The 18,871-nt window shown below is 69.3% G+C and carries 16 protein-coding genes and 4 pseudogenes; 5 read left to right on the top strand and 15 right to left on the bottom strand.

Annotated features, from left to right (window positions below; genetic code table 11):
- Window positions 1-104: 104 nt before the first annotated feature.
- The 4 genes from STRNI_RS40660 to STRNI_RS40675 all read right to left on the bottom strand — a co-directional run bounded on the left by STRNI_RS40660 (window position 105) and on the right by STRNI_RS40675 (window position 5,667).
- Window positions 105-923 carry a thioredoxin domain-containing protein gene (locus tag STRNI_RS40660; RefSeq protein ID WP_277413140.1) on the bottom strand — a complete coding sequence of 273 codons (819 nt, stop codon included), beginning with the start codon at window positions 921-923 and terminating at the stop codon, window positions 105-107.
- A 48-nt stretch (window positions 924-971) separates the two neighbouring features.
- Window positions 972-1,610, bottom strand: a complete 639-nt coding sequence (locus tag STRNI_RS40665) for a hypothetical protein (RefSeq protein ID WP_274732676.1) — start codon at window positions 1,608-1,610, stop codon at window positions 972-974.
- Window positions 1,611-2,875: 1,265 nt separating this feature from the next.
- Complete coding sequence (locus STRNI_RS40670) at window positions 2,876-4,063, bottom strand: M20 family metallopeptidase (protein ID WP_277413141.1); 1,188 nt, start codon at window positions 4,061-4,063, stop codon at window positions 2,876-2,878.
- 50 nt (window positions 4,064-4,113) lie between these two features.
- A complete protein-coding gene (locus STRNI_RS40675; RefSeq protein WP_277413391.1) occupies window positions 4,114-5,667 on the bottom strand; it encodes an AbgT family transporter in 1,554 nt (517 codons plus the stop codon).
- Between the two features lie 115 nt (window positions 5,668-5,782).
- Here STRNI_RS40675 and STRNI_RS40680 point away from each other — a divergent pair, with 115 nt between their 5' ends.
- Window positions 5,783-6,808, top strand: a complete 1,026-nt coding sequence (locus STRNI_RS40680) for an Lrp/AsnC family transcriptional regulator (RefSeq protein ID WP_093647420.1) — start codon at window positions 5,783-5,785, stop codon at window positions 6,806-6,808.
- Window positions 6,809-7,036: 228 nt separating this feature from the next.
- Here the strand turns inward: STRNI_RS40680 and STRNI_RS40685 are convergent, their stop codons facing one another.
- The 4 genes from STRNI_RS40685 to STRNI_RS40700 all read right to left on the bottom strand — a co-directional run bounded on the left by STRNI_RS40685 (window position 7,037) and on the right by STRNI_RS40700 (window position 11,145).
- Window positions 7,037-7,237 carry a ferredoxin gene (locus STRNI_RS40685; RefSeq protein ID WP_093647418.1) on the bottom strand — a complete coding sequence of 67 codons (201 nt, stop codon included), beginning with the start codon at window positions 7,235-7,237 and terminating at the stop codon, window positions 7,037-7,039.
- 46 nt (window positions 7,238-7,283) lie between these two features.
- On the bottom strand, window positions 7,284-8,504 hold the full coding sequence (locus STRNI_RS40690; protein ID WP_266450821.1) for a cytochrome P450: 1,221 nt from the start codon (window positions 8,502-8,504) through the stop codon (window positions 7,284-7,286).
- Window positions 8,505-8,639: 135 nt separating this feature from the next.
- Window positions 8,640-9,845 (bottom strand): NAD(P)/FAD-dependent oxidoreductase, encoded by a 1,206-nt coding sequence (locus STRNI_RS40695; protein ID WP_266450843.1) that lies wholly within the window; start codon window positions 9,843-9,845, stop codon window positions 8,640-8,642.
- Between the two features lie 703 nt (window positions 9,846-10,548).
- Window positions 10,549-11,145 carry a TetR-like C-terminal domain-containing protein gene (locus tag STRNI_RS40700; RefSeq protein ID WP_277413142.1) on the bottom strand — a complete coding sequence of 199 codons (597 nt, stop codon included), beginning with the start codon at window positions 11,143-11,145 and terminating at the stop codon, window positions 10,549-10,551.
- 164 nt (window positions 11,146-11,309) lie between these two features.
- On the opposite strand from STRNI_RS40700, the gene STRNI_RS40705 reads away from it, so the two are divergent.
- Window positions 11,310-12,122, top strand: coding sequence for an SDR family oxidoreductase (locus STRNI_RS40705; protein ID WP_277413143.1), 813 nt, complete (start codon window positions 11,310-11,312; stop codon window positions 12,120-12,122).
- A gap of 257 nt (window positions 12,123-12,379) precedes the next feature.
- Here the strand turns inward: STRNI_RS40705 and STRNI_RS40710 are convergent, their stop codons facing one another.
- The 5 genes and pseudogenes from STRNI_RS40710 to STRNI_RS40730 form a co-directional block, all read right to left on the bottom strand.
- Window positions 12,380-12,820, bottom strand: a complete 441-nt coding sequence (locus tag STRNI_RS40710; protein WP_159492101.1) for a VOC family protein — start codon at window positions 12,818-12,820, stop codon at window positions 12,380-12,382.
- A 536-nt stretch (window positions 12,821-13,356) separates the two neighbouring features.
- Window positions 13,357-14,346: a glycine betaine ABC transporter substrate-binding protein gene (locus tag STRNI_RS40715; protein ID WP_266450826.1), complete on the bottom strand. Its 990-nt coding sequence runs from the start codon at window positions 14,344-14,346 to the stop codon at window positions 13,357-13,359.
- Window positions 14,346-14,546, bottom strand: a pseudogene (locus STRNI_RS40720) (ABC transporter permease); the annotation flags it as partial. The gene STRNI_RS40715 and the pseudogene STRNI_RS40720, both read right to left, overlap by 1 nt.
- Before the next feature lie 77 nt (window positions 14,547-14,623).
- Window positions 14,624-15,270 (bottom strand): annotated as a pseudogene (locus tag STRNI_RS40725) (ABC transporter permease).
- Between the two features lie 49 nt (window positions 15,271-15,319).
- Window positions 15,320-15,490 (bottom strand): annotated as a pseudogene (locus tag STRNI_RS40730) (Lrp/AsnC family transcriptional regulator); the annotation flags it as partial.
- Window positions 15,491-16,289: 799 nt separating this feature from the next.
- Here STRNI_RS40730 and STRNI_RS40735 point away from each other — a divergent pair.
- From STRNI_RS40735 to STRNI_RS40745, 3 genes and pseudogenes are all read left to right on the top strand, one after another.
- A complete protein-coding gene (locus STRNI_RS40735) occupies window positions 16,290-16,688 on the top strand; it encodes a MerR family transcriptional regulator (protein ID WP_277413144.1) in 399 nt (132 codons plus the stop codon).
- A gap of 51 nt (window positions 16,689-16,739) precedes the next feature.
- Window positions 16,740-17,003 carry an MFS transporter gene (locus STRNI_RS40740; RefSeq protein ID WP_148589524.1) on the top strand — a complete coding sequence of 88 codons (264 nt, stop codon included), beginning with the start codon at window positions 16,740-16,742 and terminating at the stop codon, window positions 17,001-17,003.
- 87 nt (window positions 17,004-17,090) lie between these two features.
- Window positions 17,091-17,438: pseudogene (locus STRNI_RS40745) on the top strand (MFS transporter); the annotation flags it as partial.
- A gap of 285 nt (window positions 17,439-17,723) precedes the next feature.
- Here STRNI_RS40745 and srmL read toward each other — a convergent pair.
- Both srmL and STRNI_RS40755 read right to left on the bottom strand, forming a co-directional pair.
- On the bottom strand, window positions 17,724-18,401 hold the full coding sequence (gene srmL, locus STRNI_RS40750; RefSeq protein ID WP_277413145.1) for a PheS-related mystery ligase SrmL: 678 nt from the start codon (window positions 18,399-18,401) through the stop codon (window positions 17,724-17,726).
- Window positions 18,402-18,526: 125 nt separating this feature from the next.
- Window positions 18,527-18,847, bottom strand: coding sequence for a hypothetical protein (locus STRNI_RS40755; RefSeq protein WP_159492116.1), 321 nt, complete (start codon window positions 18,845-18,847; stop codon window positions 18,527-18,529).
- Window positions 18,848-18,871 lie beyond the last annotated feature (24 nt).

The following is an 18,871-nucleotide window of genomic DNA, read 5'->3' on the forward strand; positions in this document are numbered from 1 at the left end:
GTAGTCCAATGCCACGCCTGTTGGGCATCGGCCGGCGCGCACGGAGCACGCCGGCCGAGGAGGGCAGCAAAGTGACCGGCCGTGGGGACCGGCCTTCGTCTACGTCACTTCTTCAGGTCCTTCTCCACCGCGGAGTTGAAGGCGGCCACGCTGAACGGTGCGTCCTTGCCCTGCAGGGAGTCCGGGCCCAGCACCGTGCCGTTGAGCTTGATCGTCGGGGTGTTCTTGACGTCCTTGACGGAGTTGAAGGCGTTGGAGACCTCCAGCGCCCACCGGTCGTACGTGCCGTCCTTGACGGCCTTCTGGAAGGCGGCGTTCCCCTTCAGAGCCGGGACGGTGTTGGCGACCTTGATCAGGTAGTTGTCGTCGGCGAACTTGTCCGGGCCGCGCTCGTCCGGGTGGAACTCCTTCGAGTACAGCGCGTACTTGTACTTCAGGAAGGCGTCCGGGCTGACGCTGAGAGAGGCGCCCAGCGCGCTGAGCGCGTTCTTGGAGCCGGTGCCCTGGAGGTTGTTGTCGAGGAACGTGCCCAGGTGGTAGGACGCCTTGTACTTGCCGTCCTTGATGTCCTTCTCGACGGTGGCGCCGACGGTCTGCTCGAACGCGGCGCAGTAAGTGCAGCGCGGGTCCTCGAAGAGCTCCAGGGTGTTCTTGGCGTCCGCCTTGCCGACGACGATCGTGGTGCCCTTGGGGCCGCTGGTGTTGGCGGGCTTGACCAGCGGGCCGGTGGCGGCCTTCGCGTCGTCGCCGCCCATGGTGGCGACCGCCACCCCGATACCGCCGGCTATCGCCAGGACGCCGACGATCGCGCCGCCGACGATCAGCTGCCGGCGGAGCCGGTCCTTCTTCGCCTGCCGCTCGCGCTCGGCGCGCAGCCGCTCGCGGGCTGCCTGCTTGTTGGCCTGGTTGTTGCGGTTGCTCATGGCTGTTCCTGCTCCGTGCGAATCCGTGGGTCGGGTGGGTGCTGTGGTCTACGCGGCGAGCGCGCAGGGCGGTCCACGGCGCACGACGCAGTGCACGAGCAGGGGGACGGCGCGGGCGGGGTGCCCGGACCGTTCGGGAGCGGGCGCCGGGCGGCGCGGGGCGGCGATGGCACTGATGACCGCGACGGCGAGGAGCAGCGGGCGGAAGGCGAAGCCGGCCACCGCGCCCAGCAGCCGGCCCAGCGCGGCCTCCCCACGGCGCAGCCAGCCCGCGGCCAGCAGCCCGATGACCAGATGTGCCGCGAGCAGGACCGGCCAGCTCACTGGCCCGGCCTGGTCCTCGGGCAGCCGCGTCAGCGGTGCCCCGATCGGGTCGCACAGCAGCGAGCGCAGCGGACTGGCGACCGGGCTGCCGGCCGCCCCGTAACAGGTGTCCTGACCCAGACTGAAGACCAGATCGGCGGCGAGTTCCAGAGGGACCAGCAGCGCGGCGATGCGCCAGTATCCGCGCTCCTGGTCGGCCAGCGCATAAGCGAGGACGAACACGGCGGTGCTCAGCGCGGCGACGGTGGTCAGCGGCAACGGCATACGGGACAGCAGCACATGGGACGCGGACGACAGCGTGACGCACAGCGCCGTGAAGAGCGCCGCGCGCAGTGCCCGCAGATGTGCTGCCGAAATGTCCATCGCAGCCGAGTTTGCCATGGGCAGGGATAAGCAGCGGGTTAGGGGGTGAAGCCGTACGGACTGGAGGATACGGCGCGTACGGAACTCCTCGGACCCGTGGTCACTACAGGCCGGGGATCCGGCCGTTCGGAAGAGGTCCACGAACATCTGGTGGACGGCACGGGCGCGGGCCCCGTAGGAGTGCGCGAAGTCCACCAGCAGCGAGGCGAAGCCCTCCTCGTCGGCCGCGATGGCCGCGTCGATGGCGCTCCGTCCAGGTGACGGACCGTCATGCTTGTGACTGTCTCGTTCGCCGCGAAGTGCTGCACCCGGGAGCGCGACGAACTCGCCTCGGCGAGGAGGCCAGCGCTGGAGCTGGTCAAGGAAAGGGCAACCGCATAACACGCAGGCCGATCCTTCTTCGGGCTCAACCGCTCGCGCACCCGGTAGGCAAGCTCGTCCCGGTTGGGAGGGCGATGGTGCTCAGCAGGCGGGCACGGCGGACCTCGGTGTGGGATGGCGCGTGCTGGCAGCGGGCCTGTGGCGTGTCCCTATAGGCGGCAGCCGTTCATCGGTTGCCTTCACGGTTCCGACCACCCCAGCGGTCGGTGCCAGCACTCCACACGCCATCCGATCGGCAAGCGACCGGTCGCCCCAAAGTGGCCGACCACTCCAACAGCACCGCCCGGCTCCGCGCGGTTGAGGCCGTTCTCGCGTGGCGAAAGCGATGCCGTCCGAGAAGTCTTCCACCTGGTCAGACCCGACTCTCAAGAACCCGCGTCATAGGGGCAGCTGAGACGAAGCCCCCGCCGGAATGCTCCGGCGGGGGCTTCTGCGCGCTGTGGTGCTGCGACGGCGTGTGATATCCGGCGTGGCACCGTAGTGCTCCGGATCACCGACTGCATCGGTGCTGCAAGGGGGTGTCAGGCCCCCTTGCGCAGTCGTTCCGTGATCTCGTGGCCGATGCCGGGGGTCACCCGATTGTGCGGGGTGACGATGCCGAGTGCGGTGGCCAACTCCGTGGCGCGCAGGTCGACGACGGCTTCGGCTATTTCGGCGAGAGATAACGCTGCCGTATGGGCACGACGCCACGCGACAACGCCGGTCCCGGCAGCAACGGCAGCCAGGGGTCACCACAGCAGAGCGAGCATCGCGTACAGCGCGGCCCGGGCGCCGGGTGGTGCTGTTCCGGCGGGTCGTACCGCCGACGGAGGTGAGGCGCCCTCAAGATGGCGGCCGACGCCGGACCGGGTTCTTTCAGAGTGCCGGGTTCTTGCGGGCGAGGGTCATGCGCAGTCCCGCAGCGGTTCCGCCAGTCGTCCCAGCAGTCCCGCGACCAGGGAGGTCTGGGCGGGCACCGTGTCGGGATAGATGAACTCGCCCCGGGCGTGGGCGTTGTCGCCGACTGCGCCCATGCCACACAGCACGGGCAGGCCGAGGGCGGCGACGAAGTTGGCGTCGCTGGCGCCACCGACGGCGGCGTCGGGCAAGTCGCCGCGGCCCTGCTCGCGGGTGACCTCGCGGGCGAGGGCGAGGAGGCGGGCGGAGGAGGCGGTCAGGGTCATCGGCGGCCGGTTCCAGGCGTGGTCGATCTCGATGCGGACGCGGCGGTCGCTGACCCTGATGGCGTCCAGCGCATCGTCGACCCGGAGCTGTTCGGCCTCGCTGCTGACTCGGACGTCGATACTGGCGGTGGCCTGCCCGGCGACGACGTTGGTGCCGGAACCGCCCTTGATGAGCCCGGTGTTGATCGTGGTGCCCTTGCCGGGCGCGGCGACGGCCGCGGCGGCGACCACGAACTCGGCCAGCGCGGTGATCGCGCTCGCGCCGTCCTGAGGTGCGAGCCCGGCGTGTGCCTCGACGCCGGTGGCCGTTACCCGGAAGATCCCACAGCCCTTGCGGGCGGTCTTGACCGCACCGTGGGCGGTCGGCTCCAGCACCAGCGTGGCGTCGGCCTTCTGCGCGACCTCCTCGATCACCGGCCGCGAGGACAGCGAGCCGATCTCCTCGTCGCCGTTGAAGAGAAAGGTGACGGTGGGCACCGGTACTCCGCTCGCCCTGGCCAGCTTCAGGGCCCAGATGCCTTGGACCAGGCCGGTCTTCATGTCGAAGATGCCGGGCCCGCTGAGCTTCTCCCGGCCGTCGTCGGACCCCTCCGGCTGCTCCCATCCGGCGAGGGTGCCGGTCGGCCATACGGTGTCGTAGTGGCCGACCAACGCGATGTGCCCGGCGCCGGTGCCGGTGTAGGTCAGAGTGAGGGTGTCGCCGCACTCGCCGCCGGGGTGGCGCTGTGCGTGGTCGGGTCGGCCGAGTCGGTGGACGGCGAGCGAGTGCAGCAGGTCCAGGCCCGCCGCGAGGCCGGGCAGGTCGTAGCTGCTGGTCTCGTGGCGGACAAGAGTCAGGATGTCGGTGACGATCTCTGGCGAGACGTCCTGGGCGCGTGCGGTGAGGGCGGCAGCGGGAAGTGCGGTCATGGTCTGCTTTCTCGTACGGGGCTGGGGGCGGTGTTCCGCAGAGGGCCGGGTCAGCTGACACCGAAGGGGAGGCCCAGCAGGTACCAGGCCACGAAGAACGCGATCCAGACGACCCAGACGACGGCGGCGATCGGGATCGTGAGGGAGGCCAGGGTGCCGATCCCGGCGGACTTGCGGTATTGCTGGATGAATCCCAGGGCCATCACGAAGTACGGGCTCATCGGGGTGACGCAGTTGGTGACCGAGTCGGCGACGCGGTAGACGGCCTGGGTGGTCTCGGCCTCGATGCCGATGAGCATCAGCATGGGCACGAGCACCGGGGCGGCCAGCGCCCACAGCGCGGAGCCGCTGGTGATGACGAGGTTCATGAACGTGATCAGCACAGCGAGGGCGACCAGCACGGTCCAGCCGTGCATGTGCAGGTCGCGCAGCGTCTCCGCGCCCTTGACGGCGAGGATGTTGCCGATGTTCGTCCACTTGAAGTAGGCGAGGAACTGGGAGATCGCGAAGAACAGGACGAGGATCGGCGCCATCGACCGGGTGCCGTCGGCCATCGCGGCGATGATGTCGCGGGCGGCGCTGAAGGTGCCGGTCATCCGCCCGTAGACGGTGCCGAGCACGGCGAAGAACACACCCAGGACTAGCGCCATCCCGCCGACCAGCGGGGAGTCGACGAGGCCGCCGTTCTCACCGCGTAGTGGTGAGGACGAGGGGATCATGGCCACCACCAGGAACGCGATGAGGCCGACGGCGACCAGCCCGGTCATGCGCAGCGCGCGGCGCTGCTGCCCGGTGACCTCGATCGTCTCCAGTTCTTCGGCGTCCGGCGCGGCGACCGGTTCGTCGGGCTCCAGGTCCCGGCGGCGGGCGAGGACCTTGTCGACGACGAGGGTGATCACCAGGGCCACCAGGACCGACGAGCCGACCCCGAAGAAGTAGTTGGCCAGCGGGGTGACGACGTAGTCCGCGTCGATGGTGTGGGCGGCGGCGGTGGAGATCGAGGACAGCAGTACGTCGGTGGTGGTGAGCGACGGGGAGGCGTCGTAGCCGGCGGAGACCGATACGTAGGCGACGATGCAGCCGAGCACCGGACTGCGGCCCGCCGCACGGAAGATCAGTGCGCCGAGCGGCATGAGGGTGACGTAGGCGGCGTCCCCGGCGACATGGCTGACCATGGCCGTCATCGACAGGGCGAAGGTGAGGTACTTGCCCGGCACCCGCGCGACCATGCGGCGCAGCAGGGTGGAGAACAGTCCGCTCCGCTCCGCGACGGCGATGCCGAACATCACGGTGAGGCTGGTGGCCAGCGGCGGGAAGGCCGCGAAGTTGTCGACGGCTCCCTCGACGGCCATGGTGAGGCCGTCCTTGCTGAGCAGGTTCTGCACCTTGATGATCTCGTGCGTACCGGGGTGCACGGCGCTGACACCGACCGCCGCCAGTACGGCGCTGAGGACGGCGATGACCCCAGCGAGGATCCAGAACAGCCAGAAGGGGTTGGGGAGTTTGTTCCCTATCTTCTCGATCGCCGCGAAGCTCCGGAACGCGGTGCGCAGGATTCTCGACTGTGGCTCGTTGGCCTGAGGCTGAGCGGAGGTGGCACTCATCGATACCTCTTCGTGCATGCGAGGGATGTTCCTGCGAACAGTGGCATCCAAGTGAGAGATTCTCTAGCCTTTGGATGTAACGGTAGGATTAACCGGCAGTTTAGAGTGGGGGACCATGACCCGCCCTCTCCTCGACGAGCTCGACCGGCGCCTCATCGGCGCGCTGCACGTGGCCCCCCGGGCCGCCTGGGACGACATCGGCGGGATCCTGGCCGCCGACGCCAGCACGCTCAAGCGCCGTTACGACCGGCTGCACCAGGCCCGGATGGTCCGTGCGATCGGGCATGCCTACTGGGGCATGCACTCCACGGCGATGCCCGTCCACGTTTTCCTGGACGTCACCGGCGAAACCCCGCTCACCGTCCTCCACCGGCTCAGCGATCTGCCCCACCTCCAGCTCCTGGCACAGATCTCCGGCGACGACCCCGTCTACGCCGTCATCCACGCCCCGTCCGAGGCCGCCACCAGCGAGGCGATCGACCGGCTGTACTCCGTCCCCGGCGTCCGCCGCGTCAACTCCCTGCCGGCCCTCAGTACCCTGCGCCGGGGTATGACCTGGGACCCCCAGTTCCTCACAGACGCCGAACGCGCCGACCTGCTGAAGCTCACCGGCGCCCGCCGGGAGGGCACCGCGACCGCGACACCCCCCGCCAAGCCGCTCACCGAGGCCGAACGCGCCGTCGTCGCCCAGCTGATCCAGGACAGCCGTGCATCCGCCGCGAGCATCGCCCGAGCGGCCGGCCTGGCCACCTCCACCGCGCACCGCGTCGTCCGCCGGGTCCTCGACGAGGGATGGGTCAAACCGCGTCTGGAGATGGTGTCGGAATGGCTCGGCTTCCAGACCCCCTTCCTGCTCCGCCTGCGAGTGGCCCCAGGCGGAACGCCGGACGTCATGCGCCGCATCGACCAGCTCCCGCAGACCCGGCTCGCCGCCCACGTCGCCAGCGACATGTCCGTCCTCGTCATGGGCCTGGTCACCGACCGCGCCGCCCTGGCGCTCTTCATCGACCACGAGCTGGCCAAGATCCCCGGCATCCTCGCCGTCAGCGTCGACATCATGCTCGCCGAACCGCGCCGCTACTGGCTGGACCGGGACCTGACCTCCGGCCTCGGCGCATTCCACGCGCCGACGCTGCTCTAAGACGTCGTTTCCGTCGGTGAGTCGGCGGTAGCCGATGAGGGCCGCGGCCATGCCGACGAAGCGCTGTGCCGACGAAGGGCTATGCCGACGAAGGCAAGGAAGTGCCCGGCCTTGCGCTCGTAGCGGCGGTGCAGGCGCCGGCACCCGGCCGGCCAGGACACCGTCCTCCGGTGCCCGCGGAGCCGGTGCGGCTCCGCGGGCCGCCCCGCCGCTGCCGGGCGGAGAGGTTCAGGGGGTGTCGTGCACCTGGATGGCGGCGGCCGGGCAGACGGCGGCCGCTTCACGGGTGAGGGCGTGCTGGTCGTGCGGGGGCTCCGGCTCCAGGACGACGACGATTCCGTCCTCGTCGCGTTGGTCGAAGACCTCGGGGGCGATCAGGACGCACTGTCCGGCGCCGCAGCACTTCTCCTCGTCGACGGTGATCTTCATATGGGGGTCTCCTTCTGTCGGGGGTCGTACGTGTGCTGTCGTGCCGTCACCAGCGGACGGGGACCTCGCTGAGGCCGCCGACCAGCAGTCCTTCCAGGCGTTCGAGGTCGGTGGCGGGGATGTCCAGTTCGAGGGAGGGAAGCCTGCGCAGCAGAACTTCGAGGGCGACCTGGAGTTCGGTGCGGGCCAGGGCCTGGCCCAGGCAGGAGTGGGGTCCCGCGCCGAAGGCCAGGTGAGGGTTGGGAGTGCGGGCCAGGTCCATCTGGGCGGCGTTCTCGAAGGCGGTCTCGTCCCGGTTCGCCGCGGCCATGGCGCACACCACCGTGGTGCCGTTGGGGAGGACCTCGCCCCCGATCTCGACGTCCTCGGTGAGGAAACGCCTCAGGCCGAACCCACCGTTGGCGTCGAAGCGCAGCGCCTCCTCGACGGTGCTGCGTACCAACGAGGGGTTCTCCAGGAGCCGTTCCCACCGGGTGCGGTCGGCCAGCAGCATGGCGACCATCTTGCCGATCATGTTGGCCGTCGTCTCGTGCCCGGCCACCAGCAGACCTATGCCGGTGCCCAGCAGCTCGGCGTCCGTCAGCGCCTCACCTTCGCCGCTGCTCTCCTCGATCAGGGTGCTGAGCAAGTCGTCGGTGGGCTCGGCACGTTTGGCGGCGATGTGGCCGGACATGTAGGCCACGAGTTCGCCGACCGCCGTCTGCCGTTCCTGTGCGGAGTACCGGGTGAGGTTGAGGAAGTTGTCGGACCAGTAGGAGAAGCGGTCCCGGTCCTCGGCGGGCACGCCGAGCATGCCGCAGATCACGTAGACCGGCAGCGGGAAGGCGAAGTGCGCCTTGAGGTCGCCGGAGCTGCCGCGGCCGGTCATCTCGTCGAGGAGCTGGTCCGCGATCGCGGTCATCTGGGGCCGCAGGGCGGCCATGCGCTTGGCAGTGAACCACTTGCCCACCATCCGGCGCCACCGCTGGTGGTCCTCGCCGTGCCTCGGCACGGAGAAGGGCGGCTCCGAGGTGTCCGCTGCGGCCGACGTCGTGGCTGCCTCCTGTGCATTCCCGGTTCCGCCGTCGAGGTCCTTCCGGGTGAAGCGGGGGTCCGCCAGCATCTGCCTGACGTCGTCGTAGCGGGTCAGCAGCTTGGCCTGGCTGCCGTCGGGCACGGTGATGGTGGCCACCGGGCACGTGGCGCGCAGCTCAGCCCACTCCGCGGCAGGCTCCAGCGCGGTCTCGTAGGCGAGGGGGTACTGCCGTATCTGCTCGTTCGGGCTCATGTGCTTCTCCTTCACGGGAATTGACGGGAGTCGACGGGGGCGGGGTGTGGGTGCCGCCTACGGGCGGTGACCTTGCACCGGCTTCCCACGCCTGTCTGTGCGGCTGCGGAGGGCTGCCGGGCCTGGTGCGGCGGGTCATGGTGCGGAGCGGACCGTGGTTGGCAACTCTCCGTTCCGCGGAGCGACGAGGTGCTTTTGGCGCAGCAGCCGGGACTGTTTGGGCATGTTCCAGCCCAGGACGCCGGTCACCTCGCCGTTCTCCCGGTACACAGCGACGAAGCGTCCCTGGGCCGGGTCGCCTTCGGCAATGTGGGTCTCGGCGGCCGGAGTGGGCAGACCGTGCACCTGGAGCTTGGCGTCGTACTGATCGGTCCAGAAGTAGGGCGTCGGAGTGTAGGGGCGTTCGGCGCCGAGGAGGTTCGCCGCGACGGCCTGGGCCTGCTCGGTCGCGTTGGTGCGATTCTCCAGGCGCAGCCGCCTGTCCAGCCCTTCGTGATGCCAGGACGCCGCGTCTCCGACGGCGTAGACACCGGGCGCGGCACGGCAGTAGGCATCGCACTCCACGCCGTCGCCGAGCGCCAGCCCGCTGCCTTCCAGCCACTCGGTGGCCGGCCGCGCCCCGATCGCCACGACGACCGTGTCGGCGCGCAGCACCTCCCCCGAGGCCAGACGGACCCCGCACACCCTGCCCCCGCTGCCGGCCAGGGCCTCGACAGCGACCCCGAGACGCAGATCCACCCCGCGCTCGGTGTGGAGACGCGAGAGGAAGCCCCCCACCCTGCCGCCGACCTGACTGCCCAGCAGGACGGCCCCGAAGCCCGCGAGCGTGACCTCCACGCCCATGGCACGGGCCGAGGCGGCGATCTCCGCACCCAGCACACCCTCGCCCACCACCACCAGGCGGCGACCGGCCGCCAGGTCACAGCGCAGCGCCAGCGCGTCGTCGAGGGTGCGCATCACATGCACTCCCGCGAGTTCTTCCTGGTCCGGCAATATTCGGGGGCGCAGCCCGGTGGCGATGACCAGCGCATCGCCACGCACCACGCGCCCCGTGGCGGTGGTCACCGCACGCTCCACCGCATCGCACATGACAGTCGGCTCAGCGCGGATGAACTCCGCCTCCAGCGAGGCGAGATGCTCCTGCGAGCGCAACTGGGTCCGCGACGGCTCCCAGGCGCCGGTCAGCACCTGCTTCGACAACGGCGGGCGGTCATAGGGGAGATGACGTTCGGAGTCCAGCAGGGTCAGCTGTCCCTCGTAGCCCTGACGGCGCAGCGCCTCCGCTGTCGCCAGGCCGGCCGACGAGCCACCGACGATCACCACCTTGCCGGGGCGGGTCACCACGCCGCGCCCGCCGGGTCCACGGAGCCCCGAGGGGAAGCCGCTCCGGGAAACGGGCCTCGGTCAGTTCGGTTCCACATATGAACGACTGCTCTCCTCACTTCATTCGACAGGGAGCTGCGCGGCACGGCCGACGCGCGACGGGACGGGGTCTCACGTGCCTGGGCGGAAGCCCGGTGCCGCAACCGCGATTCATACCCGACAGCTGTAGGTTAACCGACAGCTGTCGTATTGCAAGCGGCCGTGACTCTTCGGGCTGCGTCAGCGGGGGCGGATGTGCGCGCGGATGCGCCGGATCCGGCGGATCGGGGTCTGGAGCCCGCGGCGGCAGGCAGGGGGAGGGGGCTTGGGGCGGCAACCGCAGAGGGGCTTGGGGGCGGCGCAGTGAATGTGCGCCCCCAAGCCCCTCTGCGCAGGCTGATGGGCGAAAGCGCAGATCAGAGGAAGGGCCCGTGCCGACCGGGCGGGCGCGGAGTCGGTGGGTGCCGCTCCGGGAGGGGCGGAGAGCTGATCGCGGTGCGCGAGGCCGGTGGTTACGGCATGAGCGCACGCACACCGTTCGCGTGCAACGAGGGGCGCGAGCGGGGGTCGCGTAAGGCGGGTCAAGAAGGGGCAGCGCCAGGCAGGGGCGGTCTCATCGCCTCACGGGTGCGGCCCGCTCCGGCGCAGGGTTCTCGGCCGGCGGCCCTGCGTGCGGGGTCGTTCAGGCCGGCCGGGCGAGTGTCGCGGCGACCAGCTGCGGCCAGATCGCGGTGGCGAAGCGTTCCGGCGTTCCGGGGCAGCCGCGGTGGAGCCAGTCCGCGATGGCGCCGAGAAGTGCTCCGGAGACAAAGGCGGCCGCGGAGTCGTCCGTACCACCCTCGCTGTCGGTGAGCTGGGCGGAAAGCCTCGGCCGGATGGATTCCGTCATGCGCTGCAGGAGGTGGTTGATCACCCGGGCGCTGCCATCGGCACCGAGAAGAGCCTCATAGAGAGCGCGATGTTCGGCGACATGGGCGAACATCGCCGTGAGGGAGGGGTGCGAGCCCTCCTTCGAGGAATCCCCCTCCGAGGAATCCCCGGTCACCGAGAGCGCCGAGGTGGCGGAGAGCAGCTGGTCGAACATCTCCGTGCATGCCGAGGCGGCCAGGTCATGCACGTCTGTGTAGTGCTCGTAGAAAGTCGAGCGGTGCACGTCAGCGCGGCCGGTCACGTCGGAGACCGAGATCTGGCTGAGGTCACGGTCACCGATCAATTCCAGCAGTGCGCTCTCCATCGCGGTACGGGAACGGCGGGAGCGGCGGTCACTTTGAACGGGCACGGAGTCATTGTAGTGTCACCCACACCTGTGGGATACCCGACAAGTGTCGGATTCATGCGAGACTTCGCCGGAACGGCATCTCCGACGGTTCACGAAACCCGGCCCGTAGCCCCGCACGCCCCAAACCCCCGGCAGTTCTGCCGGCCATCGAGAAGGTGGAAGACATGAGCCAGTCAGTAGTCGTCGTCATCGGTGTCGGCGGGATGGGAGAGTCCATCGCCCGCCGTCTGGGCTCCGGAGCCCGGCTCCTGATCGCAGACTTCAATGCCGAGGCCCTGGAAGCCGTCCGTGCGCAGCTGGAGAAGGACGGGTACGCCGTAACGGCCGCCCCGGTCGACGTCTCATCCCGGGAATCCGTCTGCGCGCTGGCTCGCCAGGCCGCCGACCTCGGCCCGGTGCGGACCGTGGTCCACACGGCCGGACTCTCGCCCGCGCAAGCGTCCGTCGCCGCCATACTCGCCGTCGATCTGCTGGGAGTCGCACTCGTGCTGGAGGAATTCGGCCAGGTCGTCGCCCCAGGCGGTTCCGGCGTGGTCATCGCCAGCATGGCCGGCCACCGAAACCCCGGGCTGTCCGGCGAAGAAGCCGTGCAACTGGCCACGACACCGGCCGACGAACTGCTCTCCCTCCCGGTCGCGGCCAAGGAACGATTCTCCGGCCCAGGGGCGGCCTATACCTTCTCCAAGGAAGCCAACCTGTTGCGCGTGAGGGCCGCGAGCTCCATCTGGGGCGCACGGAACGCACGGATCAACTCCGTGAGTCCCGGAGCGATCGCCACCCCCATGGGGCAGGCGGAACTCGTCGGCGAACACGGGGACATGATGCGAAGGATGATTGCCGCCTCCAACGCCAAGCGAGCCGGAACAGCGGCCGACATCACCGACGCCGTCGCCTTCCTCGTCGGCCCGTCAGCAAGCTTCATCTCCGGCACCGATCTGCTCGTGGACGGCGGCGTCACGGCACTCGCCACCGGCTGACGTCACTGGCTCGGCTGATGCCCCTCACCGGCGTCTGCGAGGGTGAGGCCCCCAGGGCCAGTTCGGGCGCGTTCTTCGTCGTACACATGACGATATGCGACCCGTTCCCGGTGAAGGCGATCGGTACGTTGCGCGGGGTTCCGTCCTTGGCGCCGTAGGCCAGGCGGGTCACGTAACGGGCCAGCAGATGCTCCTGGCTGATCGGGCGGTTCAGAACCTCGATGATCTCTTTCGGTGCATGGTTCGGTTCCTCCCTCTCAGCGCAGTTGCTCGGCCAGGCCGACGATGATGCCCTCCGGGCCGCGGAGGTAGCAGAGCAGATGGCTGTCCTCGAACCGGGCGATCTCGCCGACGAGTTCGGCGCCGTGAGGGCGCAGGCGGGCAACGGTGTCCTCGATGTCGTCGACGGCGAACATGACGCGGTGCGTGCCCAGAATGTTGTGCGGCCGGTTGCGCGGCCCAGCGCTGATCACCGCGGGGCTGCGGTACTTCGCCAGCTCGAGCCGGCTGTGACCGTCCGGGGTCCGGACCATCGCGATGTCACAGCGGACGCCGTCGAGTCCGGTGCACTGGTCGGCGAAGAGGCCCTCGACCTCCGCCCTGCCCTCCAGCTCCATACCGAGTTCCACGAAGAACGCGATGGCGGCATCCATGTCCTCGACGACGATGCCGACGTTGTCCATCCGCTGAATCGCCATGCTGGTTTCTCCTTCTTCCTCGTGCGGCCGATGGTGGCCGCTGATGTCCCTGGGACGGAGCCGGTGCACTTCTCGACATCCTCAGACTGCCGAACTCACCACGACGGTTGTCTGTGGACTTCGGACAGTGACAAACCCTGTCTATAGTTTCGGCTCGTACCACCAGCCCGGTCCGGTCGGCAGCCGTGAGACGGCCTCGGCGAGCGCCACGGATATCGGGTTCTCCACACGTCCAGCCTGTGACGCCCGACGGTGAACTGCCCGGCGGGCTTCTCAGCTCTGCTGCATGGATCAGCGCAGCTCGCGCGGCACGGTGTCGGGGCGGCAGGTGGGGCAGACCACCGCTGCCCCCGCTATCCGGAGCCCTACAGGGCCGGCCGCCAGTGCTCGCTCCCAGCTCTCTAGCGGGAATTCAGACCTAACAGGCCTAGGGCGCGTCGTTCGGATCATGGCGTCCCGGCCTCCGGACGGCAGCTTCTACGCGAGCGGCAGGGCGCTCTCCTCCTGCTCGTCGGACGCTCGTGCGATTCCGTCTGTCAGCCTTCCCGGATGAAGCCCTCCCGCACCAGCCAGTCCTTCGCCACCTCGTGCGGGTCCTCTCCGTCCACGTCCACCCGTGCGTTCAGCCGCTGGGCCTCCGCCCCCGTCAGCCGCTTGGTGATCGGGGCGAGGAGGTCGGCGATGGCGGGGTACTTCCTCATGGTGGCGCTGTTCATCTCGGGTGCCGCGTTGTAGTTGGGGAAGAAGTGCCGGTCGTCCTCCAGCACCTTCAGCTTGAGTTCGGGAATGCGGCCGTCGGTGGTGGCCGCCACGCCGAGGGCGCAGGCCGCGCCCTCGGCGACCTGGGTGTAGACGACGCCGTCGTCCATCTTTTTGAAGTTCCCGCGCCGGAGGGCGAATCCGTACGTCTTCGCCACGCCCGGCAGGCCGTCCTCGCGCACCGAGAACTCGCTTCCGCCGCAGATCGTCGCCGCGCCCGGGTCTTTCTTCGTCAGACGTGCCACGTCGGAGAGTGTGCGCAGCTTGTACTTCTGCGCATTCGCCTGGTTCGCGACCAGCGCGTAGGTGTTGTTGAGCGGGGCGGCGGGCAGCCAGGTGATGCCGTTGCGGCGGTCCTCTTCGCGTACGGCCTCCCACTGCCCGTGCGGGTCGACGACCCGCTTGGTGTGACCGAGGTAGGTGATCCAGGCCGTGCCGGTGTACTCGTACATCCCGTCCGCCGCACCGGACTTGACCGCCTCGCGGGCACCGATCGAGCCCTGGATGTTCGTCCGGTCCAGGACTTCCGCGCCGGCCGCTTTGAAGACCAGCCCCATGATCTGACCCAGGATGATCTGCTCGGTGAACTCCTTTGAGGTCACGGTCAGTTGGGCGCCCTTCAGCGGTCGCCCCTTCCCGACGGAGCCGGGCCGCACCGAGTCGGCCAGCGGGCTGCCGCTGGTCAGTCCGCAGCCGCTCAGCCCTGCGACGGCGAGCAGCAGGGCGCCCGCGCCTGCGACGGCCGTCCGTACCCGGGCCAGGCGCATCAGTCCACCTCCAGGCCGCGTGGGCGTAGCAGCAACTCGACGAGCGTCCCCAGCCAGTCCATGATCAGCGCCATGGCGACCGTCAGTACGGAGTCGAGCACCAGCATCGGCATGCGCTGGTTGGTGATGCCGGAGGAGACCAGGTTCCCGAGCCCTCCTCCTATGCTGAATGTGGCCGGCGTCGCGGTGCCGACGGTCAGGCACGGCGGACCGGGCGGATCCGCCGGGGCCCGTGGCGCCGGACGTCGGGGAGGTCGGTTCGACGATTTCGGCAGAGTCAGCCACGGATCCCCCGTGAGATGGTGAGCCGTCCGATCACCACGTACACGGCGTCGAACGGCAGGGCTGGGACGACGATTCCGAGCGTCCCCGACAGTACTTCGTGGAGCGTGTTCGCACTGCCCAGGCTGGAGATCCCGCGGAAGATCTGGTTGCCAAGCCCGGGCCCTGAGGCAAAGGCCGCGATCGCCACGATGCCCATCAGCATCTGGGTCGCCTCCCGGACACCGGTGAGGATTGGCGGCCGGGCGAGGGGCACTTCGACCCTGAGCAGCTGGGCGAACGTGACATCCCTATGCCCTTGGCGGCCTCGACGAGGGCCGGGTCGACTCCGTGCAACCCGACGACCGCGTCACGGACCACCGGCAGCAGTCCGTACAGCGTCAGCGCGGTGACGGCCGGCGCGACGCCGAGGCCGACGACCGGGACGAGCAGGCCGAGGAGAGCCAGGGAGGGGCCGGTGAGGATGCTTGCGGTCATGGTGATCGCGACGTTTCCCACCCACTCGGTGCGGTAGGTGAGGACGCCGATCAAGACCCCGAGCGCCGTAGCGACGACCATGCACGGGAAGACGGCGCTGGCGTGCTGATGGTCGCCCACCAGCAGCTGCTGGCAGCGGGTGCCCAGGTACTCCCAGAAGGCCACTTCTCGGTCCCTCCCTCAAGGCCGGTCCTCCAGCGGTCAGCGGTCCATACGGCGCCTGCCGCGACGTCTGGCGCACCAGTGAAGTGATCCGGAGCGGCACCGGATTCTCCAACGTGATCGCCGTCGAGGCCCGCACGATGCCATCGAATTCCACCATCCGGTCGATCACGCGCTGCAAGTCGGCATTCGAGCGTGCCACCAAACGGCACAGCATGTCACCACCCCGCCAGCGGCGAGGAGTACTTGGGCCGCGCCCGACGGGAGCAGCATCACCGACTCAGCAAACTCGCACTGCTCGCCAACCGCTGACCCACCCGGGCATCCGAAATGCCCCCCGATGGTGAGGGGACGGTACCGGGTCGGAGGGATTCCCCGTGTCCGTGACAGGTCGTTGGACACGGATGACGGCGTCGCCGGCACGCGGGGGCGTACGAAACGGCTGGACCGGGAACGTAGGCGGCCGGGTAGGGCAAGACATCTGCGATGTGGTGGGCCGGCCAACATTTGGCCATCCTGATGCTCCATCGGCTCCATCAGCTCCATCGGCTCCATCGTCGCCGTCGAGATGGCCGACTGCTGGTGGTAGTTGGGTGGGGGAGGGGCTGAGGCTCCGACGGTCGAGACTGTGACCGTGGGGCATGGCCGAATGGTTCGGAAGCGCTCCTGAGGGAGGGAAAGGGGCCGGGCCTCGGTCGGCGAAGATTCAGAATGGCGATCGCCTCTGGAGCCCGATCACCAGTGCCGGATACATGGCAAGGCTTCCCGCACTGCGCTGGTGAAAGGTCGGCGAGGTGGAGCCGACGGGGCGGAACAGCGTGACCGACTGCGAGGTGCTGACATCGTCCAATGCAGACAAAGTTGGCCTGATTCACGCTCTCTGAGCAGCCATCTGGCCATAGGAATGAGAATTCTCCTTCCCTGTGGAGATCTCGTCGCGACGATGAGTGATATGCGACTTGATCTGATGCGCCTCGGACGCTTGACCTGGACGCCCGTGTCAGGGTTTTAGCGTCCGAACCATGTTGAAGGAGATCGAGATGCGGATCGGGGAGCTGGCGAACCTGACCGGCGTCAGCGCCCGGTCCCTGCGCTACTACGAGCAGCAAGGCCTCCTGGCGCCCCTCCGCGCCGAGAACGGCTACCGCGTGTACGGCGAGCTCGACGCCGCACGGGCCGCCAACATCAAGGACGCCCTCGACGCCGGCCTCACCCTGGACGAAGTCCGCCCCGCGCTGGTTAAGGGTTGCCTGGACGTGCCGCTGCGTGAAAGCCCTTACTGCGCCGAGGAGTTGCGGCGGGCCACCGACCGGCTCACCGCGCTGGACGACCGGATCGCCGCGCTCCAGGAGCTGCGCGGCCGGCTCGCGAAGCACATCGACGAGACCGTCACCCGCCGCCCCGTGGAGGGCACGGACTGACGGCCGCCACCGAATCGCGGGCCGGAACCTACGGTGCCGCGCCGATCAGCCGTGTCCTGTCACTGGCCCCGGGCCGCCTTCGCCGCCGGAACCGACGACATGGTCATCGCCGGGGTGCTCCCCGAGACCGCCGCCGACCTGCGGGTGAGCGAGCCGGCGGCAGGCCGGCTCGTCACCGTCTTCACGCTCGTCTTCGGCCTGGGCACACCGGTCATGCCTGCACCCTCCCAGGCCCGCCTCGCCCGACGACACGGCATGAGGATCGATCGAGTTCGCGTCACCACCCTGAGCACCCATGAAGCCGACAGGCCCTGAACAACCATTGGAGTACGAAGTGACACTTCTTGACACGGAACCGGGAACGGGAGCGCCGGATACCGGCGTGCCCGCAGGTAGACGCCGGTGGGCGCTCGTTCTCCTTGCCGGAGCGCTGGCGCTGGACGTCAGCGGATTGCGGTCATCAACGCTGCGTTGCCCTCCATCGGTGATGAGTACAACGTCGACGGCTCCACGCTGCAGTGGACGATGACGGCCTATGCCATTGCCTTTGCCGGGTTCCTCCTGTTCGGGGGCAGGGTCGCAGACGTCCTGGGCCGCAGGAAGATCTTCGCAGTGGGCATCGCGCTGTTCGCCGTGGCCTCGCTGGGCGCCGCGCTCGCCCCGACCGTTGGGGTGCTGATCGCGGCTCGTGCACTGCAGGGGATCGGTGCGTCCCTGTCCGGTCCTGCGTCGCTTGCTCTGCTCAGCCAGATATTTCCTGAAGGACCGCAGCGGAACCGGGCGCTCGGGGTCTATGCGGCGACCGGCGGGTCCAGCGTCCTGGACGAGCACGTCGCCCAGCTCTCCCCGCTCAAGCACGCGAACCTCAACGTGCTGGGCCGCTGGCCGGCCGCTGCGGGGGGAACGGCATCCGCGCTTCGGTCCCTGTCGACGGCGGCCTGCGCCCACCGCGCGACCCGGCTTCCCCCCAACGGACGAGTGACTTGCCGGTGGGCCGGCGCCTTCCTCGTAGGGCGGTGCCGGCCTCGGTTCTCCTCAGCGGGTTGCCGCCCATTGGTGGGCGCTGCCCTGGTGTACGGCGGCGTAGATGCGGTCGCGCAGCAGGTTGGCGTCATGGTCGGTGAGGGTCCGGTCCAGGTGCCGCAGGACTACTTTGAGGAGCACGTTCTTCTGGTCCGGGCGGGCTCCGAGCCGCTGCAGCGCTTGCGGCGGCAGTTCCGCGCACGGCGTCTGCGTGAGGATCTCGACCGCCTCCACGCAGTCAGCGTCTGGGCCCAGGGCGTCGCGGACCCGGTCTCCGAGATCTTCCGCCAGGTCGTCGCGGTCTACCGCGACGGACAGGTCCCGGCGGATGGCCGGCATGGCGGAGACGGGCCGGTAGGGGGCCAGGCCCGTCAGCTGGGCGGCCACGGACGGTTCGGCCGAGCGCAGGACGCGGATGTCCGGGATGCCCTTGAGCAGCATCAGCATCCGGTCGAGTCCCATGCCGAGCGCGAGGCCGCTCCACGCGCCGTCGAGGCCGGCTCGTTGCAGCACCTGCGGGTGCGCCAGACCGCATTCCGCCACCTCAATCCACTGGCCGTCGCGTGCGACGTCCACCTGGCGGCCGGAGAGGGTGTAGGGGTGGACGCGATCCTCGTGACGGTGCTTCGCCCCGGGGAGGAGCCCTTCGATGAGGACCGCGACCATTTCGCCCAGGTCGGCGGTGGTCATGGGGGCCGGGCGGCGGGGTGATGCGCCACAGGTCGAGCTGGTGGGGAGTGCCGGTATGCAGGCGGTCGATGCTGTCGCGGCGGTAGACCAGTCCAGGGCAGACCAGGAGCACATCGTCGGCCGGCTCAGCGGCCAGCGCGCGCAGCGCGGCCGGAATCAACGCGCTGGGAGTGGCTGCGGAGCATCCGCTGGTCATCGACGTAGCGGGTGTAGCGGCTGTCGCGCGTGATGTCGTCGGCGCGATAGCCGAGGTTGTCATAGTTGTCCTCGACGGTAACGATGCGCTCTCCCCGCCACCAGCGGACCTCGCATCCCCATCGGTCCGCCAGCCCGCCGACGGCGCGGTCGAGGACGAGTTGGACGGCATGCGGACCGTCGGCAGGGTCGGTGAGGTCCCGGATCGACAGGTCACGGGCGAGCTGTTCGGCGGAAAGGTGAGCGGGCATGACGGCCTCCTGGCCAAGAGCAGT

Source organism: Streptomyces nigrescens, from assembly GCF_027626975.1.
Taxonomy (GTDB): Bacteria; Actinomycetota; Actinomycetes; order Streptomycetales; family Streptomycetaceae; genus Streptomyces; species Streptomyces nigrescens.

Excerpts from the sequence above, each read along its gene's own strand:
- STRNI_RS40690 (WP_266450821.1), bottom strand. The coding sequence starts at position 8,504 with ATGAGCCCGAACGAGCAGATACGGCAGTACCCCCTCGCCTACGAGACC.
- STRNI_RS40680 (WP_093647420.1), top strand. The coding sequence starts at position 5,783 with ATGACCCGCCCTCTCCTCGACGAGCTCGACCGGCGCCTCATCGGCGCG.
- STRNI_RS40755 (WP_159492116.1), bottom strand. The coding sequence starts at position 18,847 with ATGCCCGCTCACCTTTCCGCCGAACAGCTCGCCCGTGACCTGTCGATC.
- STRNI_RS40665 (WP_274732676.1), bottom strand. The coding sequence starts at position 1,610 with ATGGACATTTCGGCAGCACATCTGCGGGCACTGCGCGCGGCGCTCTTC.
- STRNI_RS40660 (WP_277413140.1), bottom strand. The coding sequence starts at position 923 with ATGAGCAACCGCAACAACCAGGCCAACAAGCAGGCAGCCCGCGAGCGG.
- srmL (WP_277413145.1), bottom strand. The coding sequence starts at position 18,401 with ATGACCACCGCCGACCTGGGCGAAATGGTCGCGGTCCTCATCGAAGGG.
- STRNI_RS40735 (WP_277413144.1), top strand. The coding sequence starts at position 16,290 with ATGTTGAAGGAGATCGAGATGCGGATCGGGGAGCTGGCGAACCTGACC.
- STRNI_RS40685 (WP_093647418.1), bottom strand. The coding sequence starts at position 7,237 with ATGAAGATCACCGTCGACGAGGAGAAGTGCTGCGGCGCCGGACAGTGC.
- STRNI_RS40675 (WP_277413391.1), bottom strand. The coding sequence starts at position 5,667 with ATGAGTGCCACCTCCGCTCAGCCTCAGGCCAACGAGCCACAGTCGAGA.
- STRNI_RS40705 (WP_277413143.1), top strand. The coding sequence starts at position 11,310 with ATGAGCCAGTCAGTAGTCGTCGTCATCGGTGTCGGCGGGATGGGAGAG.
- STRNI_RS40670 (WP_277413141.1), bottom strand. The coding sequence starts at position 4,063 with ATGACCGCACTTCCCGCTGCCGCCCTCACCGCACGCGCCCAGGACGTC.
- STRNI_RS40715 (WP_266450826.1), bottom strand. The coding sequence starts at position 14,346 with ATGCGCCTGGCCCGGGTACGGACGGCCGTCGCAGGCGCGGGCGCCCTG.
- STRNI_RS40710 (WP_159492101.1), bottom strand. The coding sequence starts at position 12,820 with ATGGCGATTCAGCGGATGGACAACGTCGGCATCGTCGTCGAGGACATG.